Consider the following 24036-nt stretch of genomic DNA (forward strand, 5'->3'; position numbering starts at 1 on the left):
GCGGCGGATGGGCGGGCCGGCGGCCGGAACAGCGCGCCAGGCGTGGCGGACGCCCCCGCTGGATAGTGTTCGGTACATGGATCCTCTGCCGACCCCCGCCACCCAGGCCGGCCGGGACGGACTCGCGGCGCTGCTCGCCAACCCCGCCGCCGCGGTGATCGGCCTGGACTTCGACGGCACCCTCGCCCCCATCGTCGCCGACCCCGAGCAGGCCCGCGCCCACCCCGACGCCGTGGCCGCGCTCACCGCCCTCGCCCCCAAGGTCGCCCACGTCGCCGTGATCACCGGCCGGCCCGCCGGCGTCGCGGTGCGCTACGGCGGCTTCGCCGGGGTTCCCGGCCTCGCCCGCCTCACCGTCCTCGGCCACTACGGCGCCGAACGCTGGGACGCCGCCACCGGCGTCGTCACCGCCCCCGCTCCCCACCCCGGCGTCGCCGCCGTCCGCGCCGAGCTGCCGGGCCTGCTGGACCGGGTCGGCGCCTGGCGGGGCACCTGGATCGAGGAGAAGGGCCGCGCCGTCGCGGTGCACACCCGCCGCGCCGAGGACCCCCAGGCGGCGCTCGACGCCCTGCGCGGCCCCCTCGCCGATCTCGCCGCCCGCCACGGGCTCGTCGTGGAACCCGGCCGGATGGTCCTGGAACTGCGCCCGCCGGGCATGGACAAGGGCGTCGCCCTCAGCGAGTACCTCCGCGAGACCGGCGCCGCCTGCGTGCTCTACGCCGGCGACGACCTCGGCGATCTCCCCGCCTACGCCGCCGTCGACAAGCTCCGCTCCGAGGGCACCCCCGGCCTCCTCGTGTGCAGCGGCAGCACGGAGGTCACCGAGCTGGCCGAGAAGGCGGACCTGGTGGTCGACGGTCCCGAGGGCGTCGTACGGCTGCTCACCGCGCTGGCGGCTCAGCTGGACTGATCGTCCAGTGCGTGCAGCTGGTCCAGGAACCACTTGGCCGGCGGCAGCGCCGTACCCGCCGCGGCCAGCCGCTTCGAGCGCTCCGCGCGTTCCGCCGCCGGCATGGTCAGCGCCGCGTGCAGGGCGTCGGCCGTGCCCGTGATGTCGTACGGGTTCACCACCACCGCGTCCTCGCCCATCTCCTCGCACGCCCCCGCCTCCCGCGACAGGACCAGCACGCATCCCTCGTCGGAGACGACCGGCACCTCCTTGGCGACCAGGTTCATGCCGTCCCGGATCGGGTTGACGAGGGCCACGTCGGCGAGCCGGTACGCGGCCAGGGAGCGGGCGAAGTCGTCCCTCACATGGAGCACCACGGGGGTCCAACCGGGCGTGCCGTACCGCGAGTTGATCTCGTCGGCCACCCGCCGCACCTCCGCCGTGTAGTCCCGGTACACGGCGAGGTCCTGCCGGGAGGGGTACGCGAACGCGAGGTGCACGACCCGCTCCCGCCACTCCGGACGCCCGTCCAGCAGCTGCCGGTACGCCAGCAGCCCGCGCACGATGTTCTTGGACAGCTCGGTACGGTCGACGCGGACGATGCTCTGGCGGCCCTCGCCGATCTCCGCGCGCAGCGCCGCCATCCGCTCGTCCACGTCGGCGCGGTGGGACCGCTCGCGCAGGAAGTCGGCGTCCGCGCCGAGCCCGTGCACCCCGATCCGCGTCCCGGCGGGGATGCCGGGCCCCAGCACCGCGTGGCAGCACTCGGTGAACGCGTCCGCCCAGCGCCGCGTGAGGAAGGCCGCCCGGTCCGCGCCGAGGACGCCGGTCAGCAGCTCCGCCGCGATGTCGTCCGGCAGCAGCCGGAAGTACTCCACCGGTGCCCAGGGCGTGTGCGAGAAGTGGCCGATGCGCAGATCGGGCCGGAGCCGGCGGAGCATCCGCGGGGCGAGCGCCAGGTGGTAGTCCTGGACGAGCACCGCCGCCCCCTCGCCCGCCTCCTCGGCCAGTGCCTCGGCGAACGCCCGGTTGTAGGCCCGGTACGCCTCCCACTGCCGCCGGAACTCCGCGTCGAAGACGGGTTCGAGCGGCGTCTGGTACAGCATGTGGTGCACGAACCAGAGCACCGAGTTGGCGATGCCGTTGTACGCGTCGGCGAAGACGTCCGCGTCGATGCCGAGCATGCGCACCCGCTGCCCGCCGGTGTCCTCCCGCGGAAGCAGCCCGCCGTCGGCGCGCCGGACGGCCGCCCGGTCGCCGTCGCCCAGCGCGGCGCACACCCACACCGCGTTCGTCTCCGGGCCGATGGCCGACAGGCCCGAGACCAGCCCACCGCCGCCCCGTCTGGCGCGCAGCGAGCCGTCCTCGCCCGCCTCGTACGAAACCGGGCCGCGATTCGACGCGACCAGCACCTCAGCACCGTGCGTGGAAGCCATGGTCCAGAACCTAGCCCGGCCCGGAATCACTCAAACCCACGGACCGTCCCGGAAGGCGGCCGTATCCGCCCGTACCTGCGCTTTCACGCCACCTTGCGCCGCGCGTACTCCGCGATCTCGGTCATCGGCGGCCGCTCCTCGGTGTCCACCGCGTAGGTGCGCGGCTCGAAGCCGGACACGCCCCGCTCGAACTGGGTGAGCGAGGGCCGTACGAGATGGCCGCGGGCCAGCCGCAGCTGCGCCGTGCGGTAGATGGCGGCCGCCATCCGGCCGAGCGCCTGCCCGTCCTGGTGCCGGTGCTTGCGCACCCCGACGTCCACCTGGGCCAGCGCGTCGAGGCCCACCAGGTGCAGCGCGTCCACCAGCATGCCCAGCTCCACGCCGTACCCGACCGGGAACGGCAGCTGTTCGAGCAGCGAGCGCCGGGCCGCGTACTCCCCGCCCAGCGGCTGCACGAAGCCCGCGAGCTGCGGCCAGTGCATGTTCAGCAGCGGGCGCGCCATCAGCTCGGTGACCCGGCCGCCCTGCCCCGCGCTCCCGGCGAGCGGACGGTCGTACATCGCCTTGACCAGCTGGACGTCCGGCTCGGTGAGCAGCGGGCCGACGATGCCCAGGACGAAGTCGGAGGAGAACTCCCTGAGATCCGCGTCGACGAAGCAGATGATGTCCCCGGTGGCGACGAGCAGGGAGCGCCACAGCACCTCGCCCTTGCCCGGCACCGCGGGTATCCGGGGCAGGATCGCGTCCCGGTGCACCACCCGCGCGCCCGCCGCGGCGGCGACCTCGGAGGTGCGGTCGGTGGAGCCGGAGTCGATCACCAGGACCTCGTCGACGAGCGGGACCCGCTCCACCAGATCGCGCCGGATCGCCGCGACGATCTCGCCGACGGTCTCCTCCTCGTCGAGGGCGGGCAGCACCACGCTGATGGTCTGGCCGGTGCGCTGCTTGGCCGCCAGGACCTGGTGCGCCGGCCGTTCGCGCACGGACCAGGAGCGGTTGGCCATCCAGCGCTCGACTTCTTCCAGCACGGTCCCCGGCTCCTCACCCTCGTCTCGCGGTACGGACGACTATCTCAACTCTCCTGGCCTTCGGTTACAGTCTTGAACAACGCCGATGACCATCGCATGTCGGGGGTCGATCGCGCGCCGACAACCGCTTACACAATCGAATACCGCTCATCCAGAGGGGCAGAGGGACACGGCCCGATGAAGCCCCGGCAACCCTCCAGTCGGTTCTCGTCCTCGACCGCTTCGAAATCTCCGAACGCGTCGAGCAGCGAGGCTCCCGGCTAGGGAAGGTGCCAAATCCGTCTCACGGCGAGGTGCGTCGTGAGGAAGATGAGGAGAAAGGGCCTCGCCTCTCATGGCTGTGCAGACAGTTGCAACCTCCGGTAGTCCCACCGTCGATCTCGGCCCCGCCGCCGCCCTGAGCTGTCGCGAGTGCGGCCACCGCGTCCCGCTCGGCCCGGTCTTCGCCTGCGAGGAGTGCTTCGGCCCGCTGGAGATCGCCTACGACTTCTCCGCCTACGACACCGAAGAGCTGCGCAAGCGCATCGAGGACGGCCCGGCCAACATCTGGCGCTACGCACCGCTGCTGCCGGTCCCGGCCGACGTGGCCGACAAGCCGAACATCAACCCCGGCTGGACCAAGCTCGTCAAGGCCGACAACCTGGCCCGCGAACTGGGCGTCACGGGCGGCCTGTACGTCAAGGACGACTCCGGCAACCCGACGCACTCCTTCAAGGACCGGGTGGTCGCCCAGGCCCTGGAGGCGGCCCGCGCCTTCGGCTTCACCACGCTGTCCTGCTCCTCCACCGGCAACCTGGCGGGTGCCGTCGGCGCCGCCGCCGCCCGCGCGGGCCTGCGCTCCTGCGTGTTCATCCCGCACGACCTGGAGCAGGGCAAGGTCGTCATGGCCGCGGTCTACGGCGGCGAACTCGTCGGCATCGAGGGCAACTACGACGACGTGAACCGCTTCTGCTCCGAGCTGATCGGCGATCCGGCCGGCGAGGGCTGGGGTTTCGTCAACGTGAACCTGCGGCCGTACTACGCCGAGGGCTCCAAGACCCTGGCGTACGAGATCTGCGAGCAGCTCGGCTGGCGGCTGCCCGACCAGATCGTGGTCCCGATCGCCTCCGGCTCCCAGCTCACCAAGATCGACAAGGGCCTCCAGGAGCTGATCGGTCTCGGGCTCGTCGAGGACAAGCCGTACAAGATCTTCGGCGCCCAGGCCGAGGGCTGCTCGCCGGTCTCCACGGCCTTCAAGGCGGGCCACGACGTCGTACGGCCCCAGAAGCCGAACACCATCGCCAAGTCCCTCGCCATCGGCAACCCGGCCGACGGGCCCTACGTCCTCGACATCGCCCGGCGCACCGGCGGTGCCGTGGAGGACGTGACGGACGAGCAGGTCGTGGCCGCGATCAAGCTGCTGGCCCGCACCGAGGGCATCTTCGCCGAGACGGCGGGCGGCGTGACGGTCGGCGTCACGAGGAAGCTCATCGAAAGCGGCGCCCTCGACCCGGCGAAGACCACGGTCGTCCTCAACACCGGCGACGGCCTGAAGACCCTCGACGCGGTGGCCGGCACCGGCCTGACCGCCACCATCCGTCCGACCCTGGACTCCTTCCGAGAGGCTGGCCTCGCATGAGCGTGACCGTTCGCATCCCCACCATTCTGCGCACCTACACCGGCGGACAGGCCGAGGTCGCCGCCGAGGGCACGACCCTCGCCGAGGTCATCGAGGACCTGGAGAAGAACCACACCGGCATCGCCGCCCGGGTCCTGGACGACCAGGGCAAGCTGCGCCGGTTCGTGAACGTCTACGTCAACGACGACGACGTGCGCTTCGAGCAGGGCCTCGCGACCGTCACCCCGGACGGCGCGGGAGTCTCCATCATCCCGGCGGTGGCCGGCGGCTGCTGACCGCGCGATCGATCATTACCTTCGGTAATGGCGGTCACCGAAGGTGCATCGGATTGCCCTCTCCGTGAGAGAAGCGGAGGGGGCAATTCTGTGTGATTGAGCGCGGTAGAGTTGGGGAACGCGCCCCCGGACCACCGAGGGGAAGCCCTCGATTCTGCTCCGCGGGCCCGATAAGAAGTAGCCAAAATACCCGGGCTTTCCGCGGCTTTTGTGTCTTTTACGGGGCCTGACTTGCCCTGAAGTCGGGTGAATTCTCCCCACATTCCGGATCGTTCGCGTCCAGAATTCTCGTCCAATTGACCTGTTGCAGACGGCAGTTGGACAGATACATTCAGCCGCGGTCGACGCGTTCCGGCGCACGCCCCCGACCGATTTGGGGGGTGAGGTCTGACCCGGGTCCGCGAAGTGTGGATCTGTGCAAGGGCCAGTAATAGGGGAGTTAGGCATGGCTCAGGGCACCGTCAAGTGGTTCAACGCGGAGAAGGGGTACGGCTTCATCGCGGTCGACGGTGGTGCGGACGTCTTCGTCCACTACAGCGCCATTCAGATGGACGGCTACCGCACCCTGGAGGAGGGCCAGCGGGTCGAGTTCGAGATCTCGCAGGGCCAGAAGGGTCCGCAGGCCGACATGGTTCGCGTCGCCGTCTGAACCTCTCTCGACCGAAGGGCCCGCACCTCGCACAGGGTGCGGGCCCTTCGGCATGCCCGGGTCCGGACCGTGTTCGCCTCCGGCTGACCCGCCCGCGTGGGCCCCGAGGCGCTTGCACTCGACCATGCCGAGTGCTAATCATTGGCGTTAGCACTCTGAAGGTGAGAGTGACAAAGAAGGACCGGGTCGGTGAGGCCCGCAGGCCACGTGGGGCAAGGAACCACAGGCCGGCGAGCCGTCCGTCGCGGGCGCGGGCGCGGTCCGAAGGAATCACCCCCAGTCCTGGAGGGACCACTTCACATGGCCAAGATCATCGCGTTCGACGAGGAGGCGCGGCGCGGCCTCGAGCGCGGCATGAACCAGCTCGCGGACGCCGTCAAGGTGACGCTCGGCCCCAAGGGTCGCAACGTCGTCCTCGAGAAGAAGTGGGGCGCCCCCACGATCACCAACGATGGTGTCTCCATCGCCAAGGAGATCGAGCTCGAGGACCCGTACGAGAAGATCGGCGCCGAGCTGGTCAAGGAAGTCGCCAAGAAGACGGACGACGTCGCCGGTGACGGTACGACCACCGCGACCGTGCTCGCCCAGGCCCTGGTCAAGGAAGGCCTGCGCAACGTCGCCGCCGGTGCCAACCCGATGGCCCTGAAGCGCGGTATCGAGAAGGCCGTCGAGGCCGTCTCCGCCGCCCTGCTCGAGCAGGCGAAGGACGTCGAGACCAAGGAGCAGATCGCCTCCACCGCGTCCATCTCCGCCGCCGACACCCAGATCGGCGAGCTGATCGCCGAGGCGATGGACAAGGTCGGCAAGGAAGGCGTCATCACCGTCGAGGAGAGCAACACCTTCGGTCTGGAGCTGGAGCTCACCGAGGGCATGCGCTTCGACAAGGGCTACATCTCCGCCTACTTCGCGACCGACATGGAGCGCATGGAGGCGTCGCTCGAGGACCCGTACATCCTCATCGCGAACTCCAAGATCGGCTCCGTCAAGGACCTGCTCCCGCTCCTGGAGAAGGTCATGCAGTCGGGCAAGCCGCTGCTGATCATCGCCGAGGACGTCGAGGGCGAGGCCCTGTCGACCCTGGTCGTCAACAAGATCCGCGGCACCTTCAAGTCCGTCGCCGTCAAGGCCCCGGGCTTCGGCGACCGCCGCAAGGCCATGCTCGGCGACATCGCCATCCTCACGGGCGGCGAGGTCATCTCCGAGGAGGTCGGCCTCAAGCTGGAGAACGCGACCCTGGACCTCCTGGGCCGCGCCCGCAAGGTCGTCATCACCAAGGACGAGACCACCATCGTCGACGGTGCCGGCTCCTCCGAGCAGGTCAACGGCCGGGTGAACCAGATCCGCGCCGAGATCGAGAACAGCGACTCCGACTACGACCGCGAGAAGCTCCAGGAGCGCCTGGCCAAGCTCGCCGGCGGCGTCGCGGTCATCAAGGCCGGTGCCGCCACCGAGGTGGAGCTCAAGGAGCGCAAGCACCGCATCGAGGACGCCGTGCGCAACGCCAAGGCGGCCGTCGAGGAGGGCATCGTCGCCGGTGGTGGCGTGGCCCTGCTCCAGGCCTCCCAGGTCTTCGAGAAGCTGGAGCTCGAGGGTGACGAGGCGACCGGCGCCAACGCCGTGCGCATCGCCCTGGAGGCCCCGCTCAAGCAGATCGCCGTCAACGCTGGCCTCGAGGGCGGTGTCGTGGTGGAGAAGGTGCGCAACCTGACCCCGGGTCACGGCCTGAACGCCGCGACCGGCGAGTACGTCGACCTGGTCGCCGAGGGCATCATCGACCCGGCGAAGGTGACCCGTTCCGCGCTGCAGAACGCCGCCTCCATCGCCGCGCTGTTCCTCACCACCGAGGCCGTCATCGCCGACAAGCCGGAGAAGGCCGCCGCGGCCGCTCCGGGCGGCATGCCGGGCGGTGACATGGACTTCTGATCGACTTCCGGTCGATCGACGTCCGTACGTACCGAGGGCGGCACCTCCTGTTCGAGACAGGAGGTGCCGCCCTCGGCCTTTGGCGTGCGCCCCGGACGTGGCCGGGGTCACAGACGACGGCTTCCGGGTGCGGGAATGCTGACCTCGGTACGGCGGCTTACTTAAGCGTCTACAACAATGCACATTCACATACCGCTCGGTTAGCACCCTCTGAGGAGCCCCCACCGTGACCGTCGACACGCCCGCCACCTCCCGTGCGGCCCGGGTACTCTCCCGCCCCATCACGCTCAACGGCCTCACCGTCCCCAACCGGATCGTGATGGCGCCGATGACCCGCATGTTCTCCCCGGGCGGCGTCCCCGGCGAGGACGTGCGCTCGTACTACGCCCGCCGCGCCGCCGCGGGCGTCGGCCTGATCGTCACCGAGGGCACCTACGTCGGCCACGAGTCGGCCGGCCAGAGCGACCGGGTGCCGCGGTTCCACGGCGAGGAGCAGCTGGCGGGCTGGGCGAAGGTCGCCGCGGACGTGCACGAGGCCGGCGGCACGATCGTCCCGCAGCTGTGGCACATCGGCATGGTCCGCAAGGACGGCGACGCGCCCTTCCCGGACGCCCCCGCGATGGGCCCCTCCGGACTGGTCACCGCGGGCGCCGAGCCCACCGGCAAGGCCATGACGCAGCAGGACCTCGACGACGTCATCGCCGCGTTCGCCCAGGCGGCCGCGGACGCCGAGCGCATCGGCTTCGACGGCGTGGAGATCCACGGCGCCCACGGCTACCTCCTCGACCAGTTCCTGTGGGAGGGCACCAACCGCCGCAGCGACGCCTACGGCGGCGACCCGGTGGCCCGCGCCAGGTTCTCCGCGGAGGTCGTCGCGGCGGTCCGCGAGCGCGTCTCGGCCTCCTTCCCCGTCATCTTCCGCTACTCGCAGTGGAAGCAGCAGGACTACACCGCCCGGCTCGCCGAGACCCCGCAGGAGCTGGAGGCGATCCTCGCGCCGCTCGCCGCGGCCGGCGTCGACGTCTTCCACGCCTCCACCCGCCGCTACTGGCTGCCCGAGTTCGAGGGCTCCGACCTCAACCTCGCGGGCTGGACGAAGAAGCTCACCGGCAAGCAGGCCATCACGGTCGGCTCGGTCGGCCTCGACGGCGACTTCACCGGCGCGTTCGCCGGCGAGGGCTCCCCGGTCCAGGGCATCGACGACCTGCTCGACCGCCTGGAGGCCGAAGAGTTCGACATGGTCGCGGTCGGGCGCGCGCTGCTGCAGGACCCCGAGTGGGCGGCGAAGGTGCTCGGCGGCCGCGTCGAGGAGCTGGCGCCGTACGACGCGGCGTCGATGAAGACGCTGAGCTGAGGCCTCAGATACCGCCGATGCCGCCGTTCAGCGGCTCGATGTCGACGCGCACCGGGGTGCCCCAGACGCGGAGCACCTCGTAGTCGGTGAACTCGTGCACGAGGCGGTACGCCATCGCCGGCCGGGCGCCGCGCCGCTGGGCGGCGAGGTATGCCTCGGCCTCCCGGCGGTCGCGGCGGGGGGTGCCGCACAGCTGCCACTCCTGCCCGTTCCACAGCTCCGGCAGCCAGCGCTGCTGGGGCTGCGGGCGGTCGCCGCGGACGCCGTACCGCGAGGGCGCGGCGGCGACCGGCTCCGCCGGGCCCGGCCGGCCCTGGTACTCCGAGCGGCGGGCGGCCCGGCGCCGCGTCTCGCACAGCAGGCACAGATCGGGCGCGCTCTCGTCCACCGGGCCGTGCGGATGCTCCGCGCAGCGGGTCGCCGGGGCGTTCGTCCCGACGCTCTCCTCCAGCAGATCCAGCGCTCTGCGCAGATCCGCCCTCATCTCGTGCAGCCGCCCGTCCGGCGTGTCGGCGGCCAACGCCTCCCCGTGCTCCCCGAGCAGCCGAAGCGCTCGCCCCAGGGCGGTCAGCTGGGCGTGATTCATGGTGGTGGGTTCCGGTCGGTCGGCGAATTCCTTGCTCCCAGTGTCCACGATGCCGCCGCGGAGCCGACGATGCCTCACATGGCTCCCCACGGAGAGGCTGTGGTGGACTGCGCTCATGATGACGCCACCGGCACGTCTGCTGAACGCCCTCCAGCGCTTCAACGCCGCCCATCCCTGGGACCACAACGCCCACTATCACCCGTGGCTGCTGCGGCAGTTGCCCCGTCGCTTCGGGCGGGCCCTGGACGTCGGATGCGGCTCGGGGGATCTCGTACGGCTGCTCGCGCGACGGGCCGGGCGGGTGGACGGCGTCGACGCCGACCCGGAGATCCTGGAGCGGGCCCGGGAGGCCACCGGCTCCGCGGCGCGCGTCACCTACACCCTCGGCGCCGCCCCCGGCGAACTGCCGCCCGGCCCCTACGACGTCATCACCTGTGTCGCCGCACTGCACCACCTCCCCTTCACCGAGACCCTCACCCGGTTGCGGGCGGAGCTGGCGCCCGGGGGGACGCTGGTCGTCGTGGGATGCGCCCGGGACGAGGACGTGCGCGGGGTGCTCTCGGTGCCGCTCAACGCGCTGGTCGGCTGGGTGAGGAACCGGGGGCGGACCGTCGCGCGGCGGCCCGTGAGCATGACCGCGCCCACTCGGCAACCGGAGATGGACTTCGCGGAGATCGCCGGGGAGGCCCGCCGGCTGTTGCCCGGGGTCCGGCTGCGGCGGGGGTTCTTCTGGCGGTACACCCTGGTCTGGCGCGCGTCGTGACAGGACGGGGTACGCCGTCAGGAAGCCGACCGGGCGGCCCGTGAGCAGGCCGCCCGCGTAGAGGGTGACCGCGGACGGGCCCGCCGTACCGCGCGCCCGTACCTCCGCCGTCCCCGTCCTCCGCCGCCCCCGTAGCCGGCACGCCCCGCCACGTGTCCCCGTCCTCCGCCGCCCCCAGCACCCCCAGCGCCCCGGCACCGCCCGCAGCCCGCCCCGTCCGCCGCGCCGGGGGCCGCGGGGGACGTCCGAGGCCGGGTCGTGCGGGGGGGGGCGGGTGACGTCGGCCGGGCCGCCGACGTGGGCGAGGACGGAGGGCGCGGTGGAGGCGGGGTCCGTGTGGCCCCCGAGCGTCCGCGTCAGCCGGTCGCGCGGGTGAGCGCGGCGCGCAGACGGCCCCCGGAGTCCTCCAGAAGGCGGGCGGCCGTCGGGCCGTCGACCTCGGCCAGCAGGACGAGGATCGCGGCCTTCACCTCGCCGCCCGACTCGGTCAGCGCCCGCTCGATCTCCGCGTCCCCCGCGCCCGTGGCCAGCGCCACGATCCGCCGGGAGCGCGCCCGCAGCTTGGCGTTGGAGGCGCGCACGTCGACCATCAGGTTCCCGTAGGTCTTGCCGAGCCGGATCATCGTGATGGTCGACAGCATGTTGAGGACGAGCTTCTGCGCGGTGCCCGCCTTGAGCCGGGTCGAGCCGGCGATCAGCTCGGGGCCCACGACGATCTCGATGCCGTGCTCGGCGGCGGCCGCCAGCGCGCTGCGCTCGTTGCAGGCGAGCCCGATGGTCAGGGCGCCCTGCGCGCGGGCGTGCTCGACCGCGCCGACGGCGTACGGGGTGCGGCCCGACGCGGAGACGCCGACCACCGTGTCCTCGGGGGTGAGCTTGAGCGCGTCGAGGTCGGTGCGGGCCAGCTCGCCGGAGTCCTCCGCGCCCTCCACGGACGAGACCATCGCCTCGGGGCCGCCCGCGATCAGGCCGACGACCTGGGCGGGATCGGTGTTGAAGGTGGGCGGGCACTCGGAGGCGTCCAGGACCCCGAGGCGCCCGGCGGTGCCCGCGCCGGCGTAGATCAGGCGTCCGCCGCGGGTCATCCGCGCGGCCACCGCGTCGATGGCGGCGCAGATGCGGGGGAGCTGTCCGGCGACGGCGCCGGGCACGCCCGCGTCCTCGCGGTTCATCAGTCTGGCGATGTCGAGTGTGGGCAGGCGGTCGATGTCGGCGAGTTCGGGTCGGAAGGCCTCGGTGGTCAGCGAGGCCAGCTGGCTGCGCAGGTCGTGGGAGGTCATGGGAGCGGCTCTCTCGGTCTCGAATGCCGGTTGGTGTTCCCCCGGTGCCGGTGCTCACCCGACGTCGCCGCCGGTGCTCACCTGGAGTTGTTGCGGTGCCGGTGCGCCAGCGCCTCGTACGACGCGGCGAGCGAGGGCGCCGCCGTCTCGTACGTGCGCTGGGCCACTCCCACGAACAGACAGTCCACCACGAGCAGTTGGCTGGTCCGCGAGGACATCGCGGCCGGCCGCAGCTCGGTCTCCCGTGAGGTGGACGTGGTCAGTACGTGGTCGGCGTACTGGGTGACCGGTGAGTCGGGGCGGCCGGTGATGGCCACGGTGGTCGCCCCGTGCTCGAAGGCGACCCGCAACGGCTCGATGACGTCCCCCGTCGAGCCGGAGTGGGTGATCGCGATCGCCACGTCGCCCGAGCGGAGCTGGACGGCGTTGGTCACGGCGAGGTGCGGATCGCTGTGCGCGTGCGCTATGAGCCCGATGCGCAGCAGCTTCTGGGTGAGGTCCTGGGCGACGAGCCCGGACGCCCCTATGCCGTACACATCGGTGCGGCGGGCGCCGGCGAGCGCGGTGACGGCCGCACCGAGCTGGCCGGTGTCGAGTCCGGCGGCGGTGTCGGCGAGGGTCTGCTGTTCCTCGTAGGCCAGTTTGGCCACGACGTCGGCGATCGGGTCGTCCACGGCGATGTCGGTGGTGATGGCGGGCGCCCGCCCGGACTGCTGCTGGGCGGCCAGGCCCGCGAGGGCGAGCCGCAGGTCCCGGTAGCCGGGGTAGCCGAGCAGCCGCGCGGTGCGCACGACCGTGGCCTCGCTGGTGCCGGTCAGTTCGGCGAGGCCGGTGACCGTGAGGGCGGCGCAGCCGGCCGGGTCGTTCGCGACGGCCTCGGCGACGCGCTGCATGGACCGGGTCATCGACGGGGCGAGGGTGCGCACCTTGGCGGCGAGCGAGCCCACCGGACTGCCGAAACTTTCCTTCACGTCCTGGGTCACCTCTGAAAGATATTTTCGGTTCGGTGTCCGGGTCAAGAGTGCGCACAATGGGTTGTATGGAGCCCCTTACTCCCCTTGAACAGGCCCTGCACGCCGCCCGCGCCCTGGTCCTCGCCGATCTGGTCGCGGGCCGGGTGGCGGAGGCGGACGTGGTCTCGCTGGTCGAGGACTCCGTGGCGCGGCGGCGCTGGTGGGTGGAGCAGTGGCCGGACGGCATGCGCTACGTGGCCGGACTGGTCGCCCAGGACGTCCAGGACGCGCTGCTCGAACGGTACGGCCGCTGGCCGCTGTGCCCGGTCTGCGCCTTCGGCGACCCGCACGCGCTGGACGTGGAGCCGGAACTGGGCCCCGACCCGCACTGGGTCTGCCACCAGGCGGGCGTGAAGGTCGCGGCGGTCGGCTCGCTGGGCTCCGCCGTCGGCGGGGCGCCCTCCTCGTGAGGCGCCCGTGACGGTGTACATCGACCCGCCCACCTGGCCGGGTCACGGCCGCCTGTGGTCGCACCTGGTGAGTGACGTGTCCTACGACGAACTGCGGCTGTTCGCGGACGGGTTGGGGGTGCCCCGGCGGGCCTTCGAGCGCGATCACTACGACCTTCCGTCGCACCGGTACGGTGACGCGGTGGCGGCCGGTGCGGTGGAGGTCAGCAGCCGCGAAGTGGTGCGGCTGCTACGCGAGTCGGGACTGCGGCGGCCCAAGGGGCTGGTGCGGCGGGGGATTTCCTAGCCGGACGTCAGGAGCGCAGCTCGTACGCCACGAGCCGGTCGTCGATCGCGCCCACCGATTCGAACCCCGCGCGGGCGAGGACCGCCTGGGAGGCGGTGTTGGCCGCCTGCGCCCTCGCGTACACGGTCCGTACGTCGTCGCGGGCCAGCGCCCACCGGGACAGCGCGCGCAGCGCCTCCGTGGCGTAGCCCCGGCCGCGGGCGAGCGCGCAGACGTTGTAGCCGATCTCCACGCGCCCGTCCTCGTCCGGGGAGCTGTGGAAGCCCAGGGCGCCGACCGCGCGGCCGTCCTCCGCGCGGACGAGGGCGAAGGTGGTGAACTCGGGCCGGTGGACGCCCGCTTCGTACGCCGTCAGCAGCATCCTGGCGGCGTCCCGGGTGCCCTCCTCGGGACCGCCCTCGATCCAGTCGAAGCCGCCGTCGCCGTCGAGGGCGAGATCGCGGGCGGCGGCCGGGCGGACGCCGGTGAGGACGAGGCGTTCGGTGGGCAGGACGAGGTTGTTGTGCCAGCGCCACCCGGTGACCGGGGCCCGGCCCGGCAGTTCGCCCCGGCCGGTCGCCCACAGCAGGGTCGGCCAGGGCTCGGGGCCGGGCCGCACGTGCGGGAAGATCGAGGCCAGGACGGAATCGGCGAGTTCGGCCGACGGCTCGTAGGGGAGACCGAGGCCCTCGGCCATGTCGTGGGCGTGCAGCAGGACTTCGGCCACGCCCATCGCGGCGAAACCCACGCGGTCGGCGCTGCGGAACGGGTAGGGGTGGAAGGCGCGGACACCGGGCGGGGCGGTGGTCACGGCGGCGGCGAGCAGCGCGCCGGTGGCCTCGATGACCTGGAGCAGCCCCGCGTTGTCGGTGCCCTCGTCCGGCCGCAGGGCGAAGGGCACGTAGGCGTCCTGGGCGCGCCCGGCCAGATTGGCGGCGTACGCGACGAGGTCGTCCGCGACGTGCACGGCGGTGGTGTGGCAGTCCCACTCGACCCGCCCGGCGCGCACGCTCCGCCAGTCCCGGTCAACCGCCTTGCGCAGTACGGCCAGGCATCCCGCCACGGCCTCGGTCACATGTTCCCCGCTCATCGGTCGCATGGGCGCACCCTAGGCCGGGGGCGCCCTCAGGGCGACAGCATTTCCAGCTCGGCGGCGAGGTTGTAGCGGGCCGTGGCCTCCCAGTGCTCCCGGCCGTAGGGGGTGTGGAACAGCCTCGGCAGGGCGATGAGCCGGCGCAGGACGGCGCAGCGGCCCTGCTGGAAGGCGTCGTTGGGGACGAAGTGGTACTCCTCGCGCACCTCGGCGGTGTAGACGGCGTACGCCGACGGCGGCGCCGCCAGGATCGCGAGGTCCGCGTCGCACAGCACCTGGCCGTCGCGGTCGTCGTCGGCCGGATCGTGCGTGACGGTCAGCCGGACGAGCCGGGCCACCTCGCGGGCCTTCGCCTCCGGCACCCCCGCCTCGGGCAGCGCGCGCTCGGCCAGCCGCGCCGAGCGCTCCTCGTTCTCGGAACGCTCCGGGAGGTAGACCGCGTCGTGGAACCAGGCGGCCAGGCGCACGACGTCCGGGTCGGCCGCGTACTCCTGGAGCGCGTCGACGTGGTCGAGCACGGCGGTGAGGTGGTCCAGGGTGTGGTAGCGGCGCTGGGGTTCCCGCCAGCGGGCGAGGAGGTTGTCCGCGTAGGGGGCGGGGTCCGGGCCGCCCTCGGGGGAGCGGGCGGCGTCCAGGGCGCGGGCGAAGCGGAGGCGGAGGGCGTCGAGGTCGGCCATGGGGGCCATTCTCGCGCGGCGCCCGTCCGGTGGCGTACCGGCGCGGCCCGGCGGCGTACCGGCTCGCGCCAGCCACGTCGGGCGGCCACGGCGTACGCACCCGTACGTCCCCCTGCGTACCCGTCGGCGTACCTGCCCGTCGGCGTACTGGCGCCCGCTCGGCGGCGTACCCTTGAATTGGACTAGACCTCTACTGGATCTCTGGCCGCGACGAATGGGGTGCCATGAGCAAGCGTGCAGTCCTGGAGGTGATCGCCCTCGACGTCGAGGACGCGGTCGCCGCCCAGGCGGGAGGCGCGGATCGCCTGGAGCTGGTCACCGAGATGGCCGCCGACGGGCTCACCCCGTCCGCCGCCACCGTCGCCGGCGTCCGCGCCGCCGTCGACGTCGACCTGCGCGTGATGCTGCGCCTCGCGGACGGGTTCGCGGCCGGTGACGTGGCGCGGCTGCTCCGGGTCGCGGAGGAGATGCGGGAGGCGGGCGCCGACCAGTTCGTGCTGGGATTCCTCGACGCGGACGGCGGGGTGGACCTGGCCGCGGTGGAGCGGGTGGCCGACGCGCTGGAGGGCTGCCGGTGGACCTTCCACCGCGCCATCGACCGGGCCGCCGACCGGGACGCCCTGCGCAAGCAGCTCGCCGACCTGCCCGGCCTCGACACCTACCTCACCGCGGGCGCCGCCACCGGTGTGGACGAGGGGCTGCCGACCCTGCTGGCCGAGGCCGCCCGCCGCGGTGAACCGGGCTACGGCCCGACCATCCTCGTCGGCGGCGGCCTCCGCCTCGACCACGTCCCGCCCCTGCTCGCCGCCGGCCTCGACGCCTTCCACATCGGCGGCGCGGCCCGCCCGCGGGGCTGGCACGGACCGGTGTCGGAGGGCGCGGTCAAGGAGTGGCGGAGGGTGCTGGACGGCGCGGCCGGCTAGCCTCGGCGTCCCCGTGACACCGACGCCCACGCCGAACGGCTCGTGGACGGCCTTCTCGCCGTACCCGCCCACCGCAGAGCATCGGAACGGGCGGCGCCGTCGCCCCGGCGGGCGGCTCGGCGCCGCCGACCGCGGGCACGCGCACCGGCGGCGCCGGGAGGCCGCGTGCGAGCCGTCGTACGCCCGCGCAAGGCGTGCCGCGCGAAACCGCCCCGCCCCGGCCGAGGGTCCGGCGCGGGAGCGGGGCGGTCGCGGTGACGCGCGGAGCGGTGTCAGTCGACGTCCACCGGGCCGTCGTCCGGCTTCTTCCCGCGGCGGGCGTCGAGCTGGAGCAGGCCGTTGTCCCCGCGCCCCTCGGGGCGGTTGCCGTCCGACTCCTGCCCGCCGAGGTTCTGGCGGACCGAGTCGAGGATGGTCAGGCCCTGGGAGACCAGGCCGGCCGCGATCTCGCCGAGGCCGTCCGCGCCGTTCAGGACGTTGACGTTGGCGCCGGCCAGACCGCCGGCCGCCTCCTTCACGATCTGCGGCAGCTGGTCGATCAGCATCCGGTCCAGCGCGACACGGTCGTACGACGCCGCCGCCTCGGCCTGGATCTTCATCCGCTGGGCCTCGGCCGCCGCGAGGATCCGGACCCGTTCGGCCTCCGCCTCGGCCGGCTTCACGACCTCGGCCACCAGCTGCTTCTGCCGCAGCAGGGCCTGGCGCTGGGCCAACTCGGTCTGCGCGTCCAGCACTTCCCGCTGCGCGTGCGCCTGCGCCAGCGGACCGGCCTGCGCGGCCTGCGCCTGCGCCCTGTCCACCTCGGCCGAGTACTCGGCCTTGACGACGGCGGTCTGCCGGGCGTACTCCGCCTGCCGGCGCGCCGCCTCCTGCTCGGCCTCGACCGCGGCCTGCGTGGCCTGCGCCTGGGCGATCTGCGCCTGGCGCCGGATGGCCGCCTTGTGCGGGGCGGACATCGCCTCGATGTAACCGGTGTCGCCGTCGTCGATCGACTGGATCTGCAGCGAGTCCACGATCAGACCGATCTTGGCCATCTCCATCTTGGAGGTGTCCAGCACCTCGGCGGCCAGCTTCTGCCGCTCGGTGACGATCTCCTCGACGGTCATCGAGCCGATGATGGCGCGCAGGTGGCCGGCGAAGATCCGGCCGGTGAGCACCGACATCTGGTCCTGGTCGGAGAGGAAGCGCTGACCGGCGTTGATGATGCTCTCGTGGTCGTTGCCGACCTTGAAGGCGATGACGGCACGCACGTGCAGGGCGATGCCCTGCTTGGTCACGCAGGTCTCGGTCACCTCCGACTCGCACATCGCCAGCGAGAGGAAGCGGGTCTTGCGGAAGAAGGGGACCACGAACTTGCCGTGGCCCGTCACCACTCGGAACGGCGCGCCCCCCAGTCCCCGTCGTCCGCCCGAGATCAACATCGCCTCGTCCGGCGCGGGTACGCGGTATCCGAACATTTTCCTGTACTCCTCAGCAGGCGTCGGCGGCGCCGCCGCCGAGCGCGTCCAATGGATCTGCCCACTCGATGACGCCGATCTCGCGGCATCCCCGTGATTCGATCACGAGGACCGTCGCACCCGGCGGCAGGGGATCCTCCGACCAGGCGAGAAACGTCTCGGAGCCGCCCCTGACCCGGACCAGTACCTCGCCGGGCCCGGCGGATCCACGCGTTCCGATGAGGACCTTCCCCGTACGGCCGATCACGGCCTCGTCCTGCGGCATCACCGGCCGTCCTCCTCGCCCTGGCCTCAGGATTCCGACGATAGTCCCAGTCGGGCCGGGGACCAACGGGCGGGAGGTCACATCCCGTGCACGGGCTCGGCCAGCTGCTCCGGCAGGGGCGCCGAGTGGGTGACGACGAGGCCGGAGACCGCTCGGGTGAGGGCCACGTACAGCCGGCGCAGGCCCGTGCGCTCGTCCGGTTCGCCGTCGACGACCGCCCGGGGTTCGTCCAGGACCACGTAGTCGTACTCCAGACCCTTGGCGAGCGAGGCCGGTACGAGGGTCAGCCGCGTCTCGCGGGTCGTCTCCTCGCCCGGCGCGAGGTACCCGATCCCCGCGGCGGTGAGCGCCTCGGCCAGCGCGGGGATCCGGGCGTCGGCGGCGATCAGGCCGGTCGAGCCCTCGTGGGTCAACAACTCCCGGCACGCGCCGACGACTTGTTCGGCGGCGACGCTCCGGTCCGCGGCGTCGGCCGGGTCCGCCGTGCCGACCGCGCGGACCTCGAAGAAGCCCGGGTTCTCACGCACCGAGGCGACGGGGGTGAGGCCCGGGGCGATGTGCGGGAGCAGCCGGGAGGCGTACGTGATGACATCGGTCGGCACACGGAAACCGGCCGTCAACTCCTCGATGACGCCGTCCTGTTTGCCCAGGTGGCCCAGCGCCTCCTCCCAACTACGCGTCGCCCAGGGGGTCGTGCCCTGAGCGAGGTCGCCGAGGACGGTCGCGCTGCCCGTGGTGCAGCGGCGGCCCACCGCCCGGTACTGCATGGGGGAGAGGTCCTGCGCCTCGTCCAGGACGACATGGCCGAGCGAGTGGGTGCGCTGGACGAGGTCGGCCGCCTCGTCGATCAACACGGCGTCGGCGGCGGACCACTTGGCCGACTTCACGCTGCGGGCCGGCCTGGCCCACAGGATCGCCTTCTGCTCGTCCTCGTCCAGCAGCCCGGCCGCGTGCTCGGCGAGGAACTCCGGTTCGCCGAGCAGCCGCAGCACCAGCTTCGCGGGGTCGACGGCCGGCCAGATCGCCTTCACGGCCGCCTTCACCGCGCCGCTGCGCGCCACCGCGTCCTGCACCCGGTCGTCCGGCGCCTCCCCGGCCCGTTCCATCTGCACCAGCACCGCGTGCGCGATCCGCTGCGGCAGGGCCTCGCGGGCGGCGCCGTACCGGATCTCCCGGTCCAGCAACTGCCGTACCAGTTCCTCCAGTTCGTACGCCGGGACCCGCCAGCGCCGCGAACCGCGCACGACCAGCACCGGTTCCGTCGGCGGAGTCACGTACGAGTACAGCGCCCGGCGCAGCACCTCGGCCATCCGGGCGTCGCCCTTGACGACCGCGGCGGCCGCGTCGTCCGTGCCGCGCACCTCCACATGGGCCACCAGGTCGTCCACGGTGGCCTGCTGCACGGCCAGCTCGCCCAGGGCCGGCAGCACCTGCTCGATGTAGTGCAGGAAGGACTTGTTCGGGCCGATGACCAGCGTGCCGGTGCGGGCGAGGCGCTCGCGGTGCGCGTACAGCAGGTACGCCACCCGGTGCAGGCCGACGGCCGTCTTTCCGGTACCGGGGCCGCCCTGGACGCAGACGGTGCCGCCGAGGCCGCTGCGGACGATCTCGTCCTGCTCGGGCTGGATGGTGGCGACGATGTCCCGCATCGGACCGACGCGCGGGCGCTCGATCTCCCGCTGGAGCAGCTTGCTGGTGGTGGCCGCCTCGGCCGGGTCGGACAGCCGCTCGTCCTCGTACGCGGTCAGCTCGCCGCCGGTGTAGCCGAAGCGGCGGCGCAGCCCGATGTCCATCGGGTCCTTCTTGGAGGCCCGGTAGAACGGCTGCGAGACCGGGGCGCGCCAGTCGATGACCATGGGGTCGCCGTCGGCGTCGTGCACGTGCCGGCGCCCGATGTAGAACTGCTCGCCCTCGGCGCCCTCGGCCTGCTCCGCGCCCGGGGCGTGCAGGTAGTCGAGCCGCCCGAAGAACAGCGGGGTGTCGCTGAGGTCGGCCAGCGCCTTGATGCGGTCGTCGATCTGGCGGCTGAGCACCGCGGCGTTGACCCAGTTCGCCGTGACGTCCCGGATGTCCAGCGCCTCCACGTCCTCGCGCATCGCGCGCAGGGCGGCGCGGGAGGACGCGAGGTGGGAGCGCTCGCGGGAGAGCGGGTCGGTGGCGGGATCGGCTGCCTGGTCGTGGGCGGACGTGGACAAGGGGGTGCCTCCGGTGGGCCTGCTGCGTGGCGGTACGACGGTGACGGATGTCGCCGTGACGACGTTGCCGTCCGGTTTCCGGCCGGGCGGCGGCTCTCCGCGGAGGGGAGGCGGGCAAGAGAGGGGATTTTAGTGAGGTGGCGCGGGGGAACGCCAACGGATTTGGCGCGAGCCGCTTTCCGGCCATGTCCCGGGGCCCTCGTGGCGCGGGCCCTGGCTCGTCCCCTAGGGGACGAGCCAGGGCCGGCGTAGGGGTCGCGTCCACCCGTGGGCGGGGTGCAAGGGCTCCGGAACCGGACCCGTGGACCGATACCGCGAAGGGCGTCGGAGTTCCACCATGGAGTCATGAGCGCAGCAACCGTTTCCCCCTCCCCCGCCCGGCCCCCGACCGGAGCCACGGCCGTGGACGGCGCCCCGCGTCACTTCCTCGGCAGCGCCCTGCGCGCGCTGAAGGTGTTCGCGGAGGCGGCCTTCGGCGTCGTCGTCCTCGGCGAGTACGGCGAGGAGGCGGGCATACGCCGCGTATGACGGCGCCCCCGCTCGTCAGCCCTCGGTCTCCGAGAGGATCTCGTCGGCGTCCATGATCCGGTAGGCGTAGCCCTGTTCGGCCAGGAAACGCTGGCGGTGGGCGGCGAAGTCCTGGTCGATGGTGTCGCGGGCCACGACCGAGTAGAAGTGCGCCTGGTGGCCGTCGGCCTTGGGCCGCAGCACCCGGCCGAGTCGCTGGGCCTCCTCCTGGCGGGAGCCGAAGGTGCCGGACACCTGGATGGCGACCGTGGCCTCGGGCAGGTCGATGGAGAAGTTGGCGACCTTGGACACCACCAGCACGTTGATCTCGCCCTCGCGGAAGGCGTCGAAGAGCTTCTCGCGCTGGGCGTTGGAGGTCTCGCCCTTGATGACCGGGGCGTCCAGGTGCTCGCCCAGCTCGTCGAGCTGGTCGATGTACTGACCGATCACGAGGATCTGCTGGCCCGTGAACCGGCGGACGATCGCCTCCGTGACCTTCCGCTTGGTGTCCGTGGTGGCACAGAAGCGGTACTTCTCCTCCGTCTCGGCCGTGGCGTACGCCAGCCGCTCGGACTCCGTCAGGTTCACCCGGACCTCGACGCAGTCGGCGGGGGCGATGTAGCCCTGCGCCTCGATCTCCTTCCAGGGCGCGTCGAACCGCTTGGGCCCGATCAGGGAGAACACGTCCGACTCACGGCCGTCCTCGCGCACCAGCGTGGCGGTCAGCCCCAGCCGCCGCCGCGCCTGGAGATCGGCGGTGAACTTGAAGACGGGAGCCGGCAGCAGATGCACCTCGTCGTAGACGATCAGCCCCCAGTCCCGGGAGTCGAACAGCTCCAGGTGCGGATAGACGCCCTTCCGCTTGGTCGTCAGCACCTGGTAGGTGGCGATGGTGACCGGGCGGATCTCCTTGCGGGTCCCGCTGTACTCGCCGATCTCGTCCTCGGTCAGCGACGTCCGCTTCACCAGCTCGTGCTTCCACTGCCGGGCGGAGACGGTGTTGGTCACGAGGATCAGGGTGGTCGACTTCGCCTCGGCCATGGAGGCCGCGCCCACCAGCGTCTTTCCCGCGCCGCAGGGCAGCACCACGACACCGCTGCCACCGTGCCAGAAGTTCTCCACGGCCTGCTTCTGGTACGGCCGCAGGGTCCAGCCGTCCTCGCGCAGGTCGATGGGATGCGCCTCGCCGTCCACGTATCCGGCGAGGTCCTCGGCCGGCCAGCCGAGCTTCAGCAGCGTCTGCTTGATCTGCCCGCGCTCGGAGGGGTGCACCACGACCGTGTCCGGGTCGATCCGCGCGCCGACCAGCGGGGTGATCCGCTTGGACTTCAGGACCTCCTCGAGGACGGGCCGGTCGGTGGTCGTCAGGACGAGCCCGTGCGCGGGGTGCTTGGAGAGGGTGAGGCGGCCGTAGCGGTCCATCGTCTCGGCGATGTCCACGAGCAGCGCGTGCGGCACGGGGTAGCGGCTGTACTGCACCAGCGCGTCCACGACCTGCTCCGCGTCGTGCCCCGCGGCCCGCGCGTTCCACAGCCCGAGCGGGGTCACCCGGTAGGTGTGGATGTGCTCGGGCGCCCGCTCCAGCTCGGCGAACGGAGCGATGGCCCGCCGGCAGTCGTCGGCCCGCTCGTGGTCGACTTCCAGGAGCAGGGTCTTGTCGGACTGGACGATTAGGCAGGACACACATACCTCCGGAGATAAGGCCCTCTCATGACAGAACCAACGCCTGTCACAGCACGGGCTATGCCCCGTGCCCGACGCCGGAAGGGCGTCCCGGCCAGCGCGCCGGGGATGCGCGCCGCTATCTATGTTCGCCTATCACGCGAAACCGACGAGACGACTTCGCCGGAACGCCAGCGCGCGGCCTGTGAAGCGTTGTGCGAGGCACGCGGCTGGGAGGTCGTCGCCGCCGAGGAGGACATCGACGTCTCGGGCTTCTCGCGCGGGCTCGACCGACCGGGACTGCAACGCATCCTGACCAGGCTCGCCGAGCTGGACGTGATCGTGTTCTTCAAGATCGACAGGCTTGCGCGCTCGACGGTCGACTTTGCGGAGATCATGCGACTCGCCGAGCACCAGAGCGTTGCGCTCGCGTCGGCGACAGAGCCGCTCGACCTCACGTCGTCCATGGGCCGGGCCATGGCGAAGGTGATCGCGGTCTTCGCCGAGCTGGAGTCCGACACCATCGGGATGCGGGTGTCCAGCGCGCACGAGCACCTGCGCCGCGAGGGCCGCTACACCGGCGGTCGGGTCCCGTACGGGTACATGGTCGTCCCCAACCCCAACGGGGCGGGCAAGGTCCTTGCGGTCAACGAGGACGAGGCCAAGACGATCAAGCGGATCGTGGAACGGGTCCTGGCCAAAGACTCGCTCATGCAGATCATCAACGACCTCAACAAGGAGGGCGTCCTGTCGCCCGGCCACACCTCACGCCAGACCACGGGCAAGCGCAGCGACTCCAAACAGTGGTACACGACCACGCTGCGCAGCATGCTGGGCAACCCCCAGTTGCTCGGCCAGGTCATCGAGGACGGAAAGCCGATCCTGCGGACGGACGGCCTGCCGCTGGTCAATCGGCCGCCGATCCTCGACACGGACACCTGGCAGATGCTCCAGGACGAGTTGGAACGCCGGGCCAACCCAGGTGAGAAGCGCCGGCAGGGGACGTCGCTGCTGCGCGGCATCATGCACTGCGGAGTCTGTGGTGAGCGCATGTACACCTTCAGCGGGCGCAACGGCCAGCTTCGGTACCGGTGCATCGGCCCCCTGAAGTACCGCCAGCGGGCGGCCAAGGGGGAGGAGAAGCCGGGCGTGAAGTGCTACGGGCCGACCGTGGCGGGGGTGACCACCGAGGAGTACGTCACGGAGCAATTCCTCACGAAGTACGGGCACCTTCCCGTGCTGCGGATGGTCCAGGAGGCGGGCGAGGACTTCCGGCCGCAGATCAGGCAGGCCGAGGAAGCGTTGGCCGACCTGCAAAAGGATCGCTACGACCGGGGCCTGTTCAGAGGCGATGACGGAGCGATCCGGTACGCGGAGCAGTACGCCAAGCTGGAAGAGCGACTGGCGACCCTGAAGGAGAGGCAGCGAACGGCGAAGCCGGGCGGAGTGAAGGCGGAGCCGACCGGAGAGACGCACGCCGAGCAATGGAAGCGCTCGGACGTGGCCGGTAAGCGAGATCTGCTGTTGAACGCGGGCGGCTACGTGGAGGTGGCACCCGCGCGGCGTGGAGGTAAGAAGCTGGACACGTCGCGTCTGTCGGTCTACTTCGGCGAGGAGGGGCACATGCGGCGGGCGGCAGCGGCGAAGGAGAGCGAACGGGAGACCGAGGGGACCGACAGCCAGGGCTGACGCCGACGTCACCGGACACACGCAGCGGCGCCCCCACCGGACGGACAAGGTGGGGGCGCCGCTTTCTGTGTTGGGTGCA

23 protein-coding genes and 1 riboswitch are annotated in these 24036 nt (G+C 72.1%); of the genes, 12 read left to right on the plus strand and 11 right to left on the minus strand.

Translation table 11 applies throughout. From position 1 onward, the window contains the following. Window positions 1-76: 76 nt before the first annotated feature. A complete protein-coding gene (gene otsB, locus QSK45_RS21075) occupies window positions 77-910 on the plus strand; it encodes a trehalose-phosphatase (protein WP_285559129.1) in 834 nt (277 codons plus the stop codon). On the opposite strand, the gene QSK45_RS21080 is transcribed toward otsB, so the two are convergent. After that, the gene (locus tag QSK45_RS21080) at window positions 898-2325 is read right to left on the minus strand and encodes a trehalose-6-phosphate synthase (RefSeq protein ID WP_285559131.1); all 1428 of its coding nucleotides are present in this window, start codon (window positions 2323-2325) and stop codon (window positions 898-900) included. The genes otsB and QSK45_RS21080 overlap by 13 nt on opposite strands. An 83-nt stretch (window positions 2326-2408) precedes the next feature. Continuing rightward, the gene (locus QSK45_RS21085; RefSeq protein ID WP_285559133.1) at window positions 2409-3353 is read right to left on the minus strand and encodes a glucosyl-3-phosphoglycerate synthase; all 945 of its coding nucleotides are present in this window, start codon (window positions 3351-3353) and stop codon (window positions 2409-2411) included. Between the two features lie 144 nt (window positions 3354-3497). Continuing rightward, window positions 3498-3669, plus strand: a riboswitch (SAM riboswitch). Between the two features lie 18 nt (window positions 3670-3687). Between QSK45_RS21085 and thrC the strand changes: the two genes are divergently transcribed. The 5 genes from thrC to QSK45_RS21110 all read left to right on the plus strand — a co-directional run bounded on the left by thrC (window position 3688) and on the right by QSK45_RS21110 (window position 9172). Continuing rightward, window positions 3688-4971, plus strand: coding sequence for a threonine synthase (thrC, locus tag QSK45_RS21090; RefSeq protein WP_285559135.1), 1284 nt, complete (start codon window positions 3688-3690; stop codon window positions 4969-4971). Next, window positions 4968-5246: a MoaD/ThiS family protein gene (locus tag QSK45_RS21095; RefSeq protein WP_285559137.1), complete on the plus strand. Its 279-nt coding sequence runs from the start codon at window positions 4968-4970 to the stop codon at window positions 5244-5246. Before thrC ends, QSK45_RS21095 begins: the two co-directional genes overlap by 4 nt. A 445-nt stretch (window positions 5247-5691) precedes the next feature. Next, window positions 5692-5895 carry a cold-shock protein gene (locus tag QSK45_RS21100; RefSeq protein ID WP_037653356.1) on the plus strand — a complete coding sequence of 68 codons (204 nt, stop codon included), beginning with the start codon at window positions 5692-5694 and terminating at the stop codon, window positions 5893-5895. 300 nt (window positions 5896-6195) lie between these two features. Continuing rightward, window positions 6196-7818 (plus strand): chaperonin GroEL, encoded by a 1623-nt coding sequence (gene groL / locus QSK45_RS21105; protein ID WP_037653355.1) that lies wholly within the window; start codon window positions 6196-6198, stop codon window positions 7816-7818. 226 nt (window positions 7819-8044) lie between these two features. Next, window positions 8045-9172 carry an NADH:flavin oxidoreductase gene (locus tag QSK45_RS21110; protein ID WP_285559146.1) on the plus strand — a complete coding sequence of 376 codons (1128 nt, stop codon included), beginning with the start codon at window positions 8045-8047 and terminating at the stop codon, window positions 9170-9172. A gap of 4 nt (window positions 9173-9176) precedes the next feature. Here the strand turns inward: QSK45_RS21110 and QSK45_RS21115 are convergent, their stop codons facing one another. After that, entirely contained in the window at window positions 9177-9758 is a 582-nt protein-coding gene (locus QSK45_RS21115) for a hypothetical protein (protein WP_285559147.1), read from the minus strand. 115 nt (window positions 9759-9873) lie between these two features. On the opposite strand from QSK45_RS21115, the gene QSK45_RS21120 reads away from it, so the two are divergent. Beyond that, on the plus strand, window positions 9874-10521 hold the full coding sequence (locus tag QSK45_RS21120; protein ID WP_285559149.1) for a class I SAM-dependent methyltransferase: 648 nt from the start codon (window positions 9874-9876) through the stop codon (window positions 10519-10521). A gap of 356 nt (window positions 10522-10877) precedes the next feature. On the opposite strand, the gene murQ is transcribed toward QSK45_RS21120, so the two are convergent. Beyond that, window positions 10878-11801 (minus strand): N-acetylmuramic acid 6-phosphate etherase, encoded by a 924-nt coding sequence (gene murQ, locus QSK45_RS21125; protein ID WP_285559152.1) that lies wholly within the window; start codon window positions 11799-11801, stop codon window positions 10878-10880. 77 nt (window positions 11802-11878) lie between these two features. Then, window positions 11879-12784, minus strand: a complete 906-nt coding sequence (locus QSK45_RS21130) for a MurR/RpiR family transcriptional regulator (RefSeq protein ID WP_285559154.1) — start codon at window positions 12782-12784, stop codon at window positions 11879-11881. Between the two features lie 56 nt (window positions 12785-12840). On the opposite strand from QSK45_RS21130, the gene QSK45_RS21135 reads away from it, so the two are divergent. Continuing rightward, on the plus strand, window positions 12841-13224 hold the full coding sequence (locus QSK45_RS21135) for a DUF8819 family protein (protein WP_285559155.1): 384 nt from the start codon (window positions 12841-12843) through the stop codon (window positions 13222-13224). A 7-nt stretch (window positions 13225-13231) separates the two neighbouring features. After that, window positions 13232-13510, plus strand: coding sequence for a DUF4031 domain-containing protein (locus tag QSK45_RS21140; protein WP_285559157.1), 279 nt, complete (start codon window positions 13232-13234; stop codon window positions 13508-13510). A 7-nt stretch (window positions 13511-13517) separates the two neighbouring features. Here QSK45_RS21140 and QSK45_RS21145 read toward each other — a convergent pair whose 3' ends face one another. Continuing rightward, complete coding sequence (locus QSK45_RS21145; protein WP_490993595.1) at window positions 13518-14588, minus strand: GNAT family N-acetyltransferase; 1071 nt, start codon at window positions 14586-14588, stop codon at window positions 13518-13520. A 26-nt stretch (window positions 14589-14614) separates the two neighbouring features. Next, window positions 14615-15259, minus strand: a complete 645-nt coding sequence (locus tag QSK45_RS21150) for an HD domain-containing protein (RefSeq protein ID WP_285559161.1) — start codon at window positions 15257-15259, stop codon at window positions 14615-14617. 224 nt (window positions 15260-15483) lie between these two features. Here QSK45_RS21150 and QSK45_RS21155 point away from each other — a divergent pair, with 224 nt between their 5' ends. Beyond that, window positions 15484-16182, plus strand: a complete 699-nt coding sequence (locus QSK45_RS21155) for a copper homeostasis protein CutC (RefSeq protein ID WP_285559163.1) — start codon at window positions 15484-15486, stop codon at window positions 16180-16182. A gap of 272 nt (window positions 16183-16454) precedes the next feature. Here QSK45_RS21155 and QSK45_RS21160 read toward each other — a convergent pair whose 3' ends face one another. The 3 genes from QSK45_RS21160 to QSK45_RS21170 form a co-directional block, all read right to left on the minus strand. Then, window positions 16455-17639, minus strand: a complete 1185-nt coding sequence (locus tag QSK45_RS21160; protein ID WP_285559165.1) for an SPFH domain-containing protein — start codon at window positions 17637-17639, stop codon at window positions 16455-16457. A gap of 13 nt (window positions 17640-17652) precedes the next feature. Continuing rightward, on the minus strand, window positions 17653-17904 hold the full coding sequence (locus QSK45_RS21165) for an NfeD C-terminal domain-containing protein (protein WP_285559167.1): 252 nt from the start codon (window positions 17902-17904) through the stop codon (window positions 17653-17655). A gap of 77 nt (window positions 17905-17981) precedes the next feature. After that, window positions 17982-20099 (minus strand): HelD family protein, encoded by a 2118-nt coding sequence (locus QSK45_RS21170; RefSeq protein ID WP_285559169.1) that lies wholly within the window; start codon window positions 20097-20099, stop codon window positions 17982-17984. A 345-nt stretch (window positions 20100-20444) separates the two neighbouring features. On the opposite strand from QSK45_RS21170, the gene QSK45_RS21175 reads away from it, so the two are divergent. Beyond that, a complete protein-coding gene (locus QSK45_RS21175; RefSeq protein WP_285559171.1) occupies window positions 20445-20627 on the plus strand; it encodes a hypothetical protein in 183 nt (60 codons plus the stop codon). A 15-nt stretch (window positions 20628-20642) separates the two neighbouring features. Here the strand turns inward: QSK45_RS21175 and QSK45_RS21180 are convergent, their stop codons facing one another. After that, complete coding sequence (locus QSK45_RS21180) at window positions 20643-22289, minus strand: DNA repair helicase XPB (RefSeq protein ID WP_285559172.1); 1647 nt, start codon at window positions 22287-22289, stop codon at window positions 20643-20645. 108 nt (window positions 22290-22397) lie between these two features. Here QSK45_RS21180 and QSK45_RS21185 point away from each other — a divergent pair, with 108 nt between their 5' ends. After that, the gene (locus tag QSK45_RS21185; RefSeq protein ID WP_285559174.1) at window positions 22398-23957 is read left to right on the plus strand and encodes a recombinase family protein; all 1560 of its coding nucleotides are present in this window, start codon (window positions 22398-22400) and stop codon (window positions 23955-23957) included. The last annotated feature ends 79 nt before the right edge of the window (window positions 23958-24036 follow it).

The organism is Streptomyces hygroscopicus subsp. hygroscopicus (genome assembly GCF_030269125.1).
Lineage (GTDB): Bacteria > Actinomycetota > Actinomycetes > Streptomycetales > Streptomycetaceae > Streptomyces > Streptomyces hygroscopicus_C.

Coding starts and splice junctions, on each gene's coding strand:
- otsB (WP_285559129.1), top strand. CDS start 77: ATGGATCCTCTGCCGACCCCCGCCACCCAGGCCGGCCGGGACGGACTC.
- QSK45_RS21080 (WP_285559131.1), bottom strand. CDS start 2,325: ATGGCTTCCACGCACGGTGCTGAGGTGCTGGTCGCGTCGAATCGCGGC.
- thrC (WP_285559135.1), top strand. CDS start 3,688: ATGGCTGTGCAGACAGTTGCAACCTCCGGTAGTCCCACCGTCGATCTC.
- QSK45_RS21095 (WP_285559137.1), top strand. CDS start 4,968: ATGAGCGTGACCGTTCGCATCCCCACCATTCTGCGCACCTACACCGGC.
- QSK45_RS21100 (WP_037653356.1), top strand. CDS start 5,692: ATGGCTCAGGGCACCGTCAAGTGGTTCAACGCGGAGAAGGGGTACGGC.
- groL (WP_037653355.1), top strand. CDS start 6,196: ATGGCCAAGATCATCGCGTTCGACGAGGAGGCGCGGCGCGGCCTCGAG.
- QSK45_RS21115 (WP_285559147.1), bottom strand. CDS start 9,758: ATGAATCACGCCCAGCTGACCGCCCTGGGGCGAGCGCTTCGGCTGCTC.
- QSK45_RS21120 (WP_285559149.1), top strand. CDS start 9,874: ATGATGACGCCACCGGCACGTCTGCTGAACGCCCTCCAGCGCTTCAAC.
- murQ (WP_285559152.1), bottom strand. CDS start 11,801: ATGACCTCCCACGACCTGCGCAGCCAGCTGGCCTCGCTGACCACCGAG.
- QSK45_RS21135 (WP_285559155.1), top strand. CDS start 12,841: ATGGAGCCCCTTACTCCCCTTGAACAGGCCCTGCACGCCGCCCGCGCC.
- QSK45_RS21145 (WP_490993595.1), bottom strand. CDS start 14,588: ATGCGACCGATGAGCGGGGAACATGTGACCGAGGCCGTGGCGGGATGC.
- QSK45_RS21150 (WP_285559161.1), bottom strand. CDS start 15,259: ATGGCCGACCTCGACGCCCTCCGCCTCCGCTTCGCCCGCGCCCTGGAC.
- QSK45_RS21155 (WP_285559163.1), top strand. CDS start 15,484: ATGAGCAAGCGTGCAGTCCTGGAGGTGATCGCCCTCGACGTCGAGGAC.
- QSK45_RS21160 (WP_285559165.1), bottom strand. CDS start 17,639: ATGTTCGGATACCGCGTACCCGCGCCGGACGAGGCGATGTTGATCTCG.
- QSK45_RS21165 (WP_285559167.1), bottom strand. CDS start 17,904: ATGCCGCAGGACGAGGCCGTGATCGGCCGTACGGGGAAGGTCCTCATC.
- QSK45_RS21175 (WP_285559171.1), top strand. CDS start 20,445: ATGAGCGCAGCAACCGTTTCCCCCTCCCCCGCCCGGCCCCCGACCGGA.
- QSK45_RS21185 (WP_285559174.1), top strand. CDS start 22,398: ATGCGCGCCGCTATCTATGTTCGCCTATCACGCGAAACCGACGAGACG.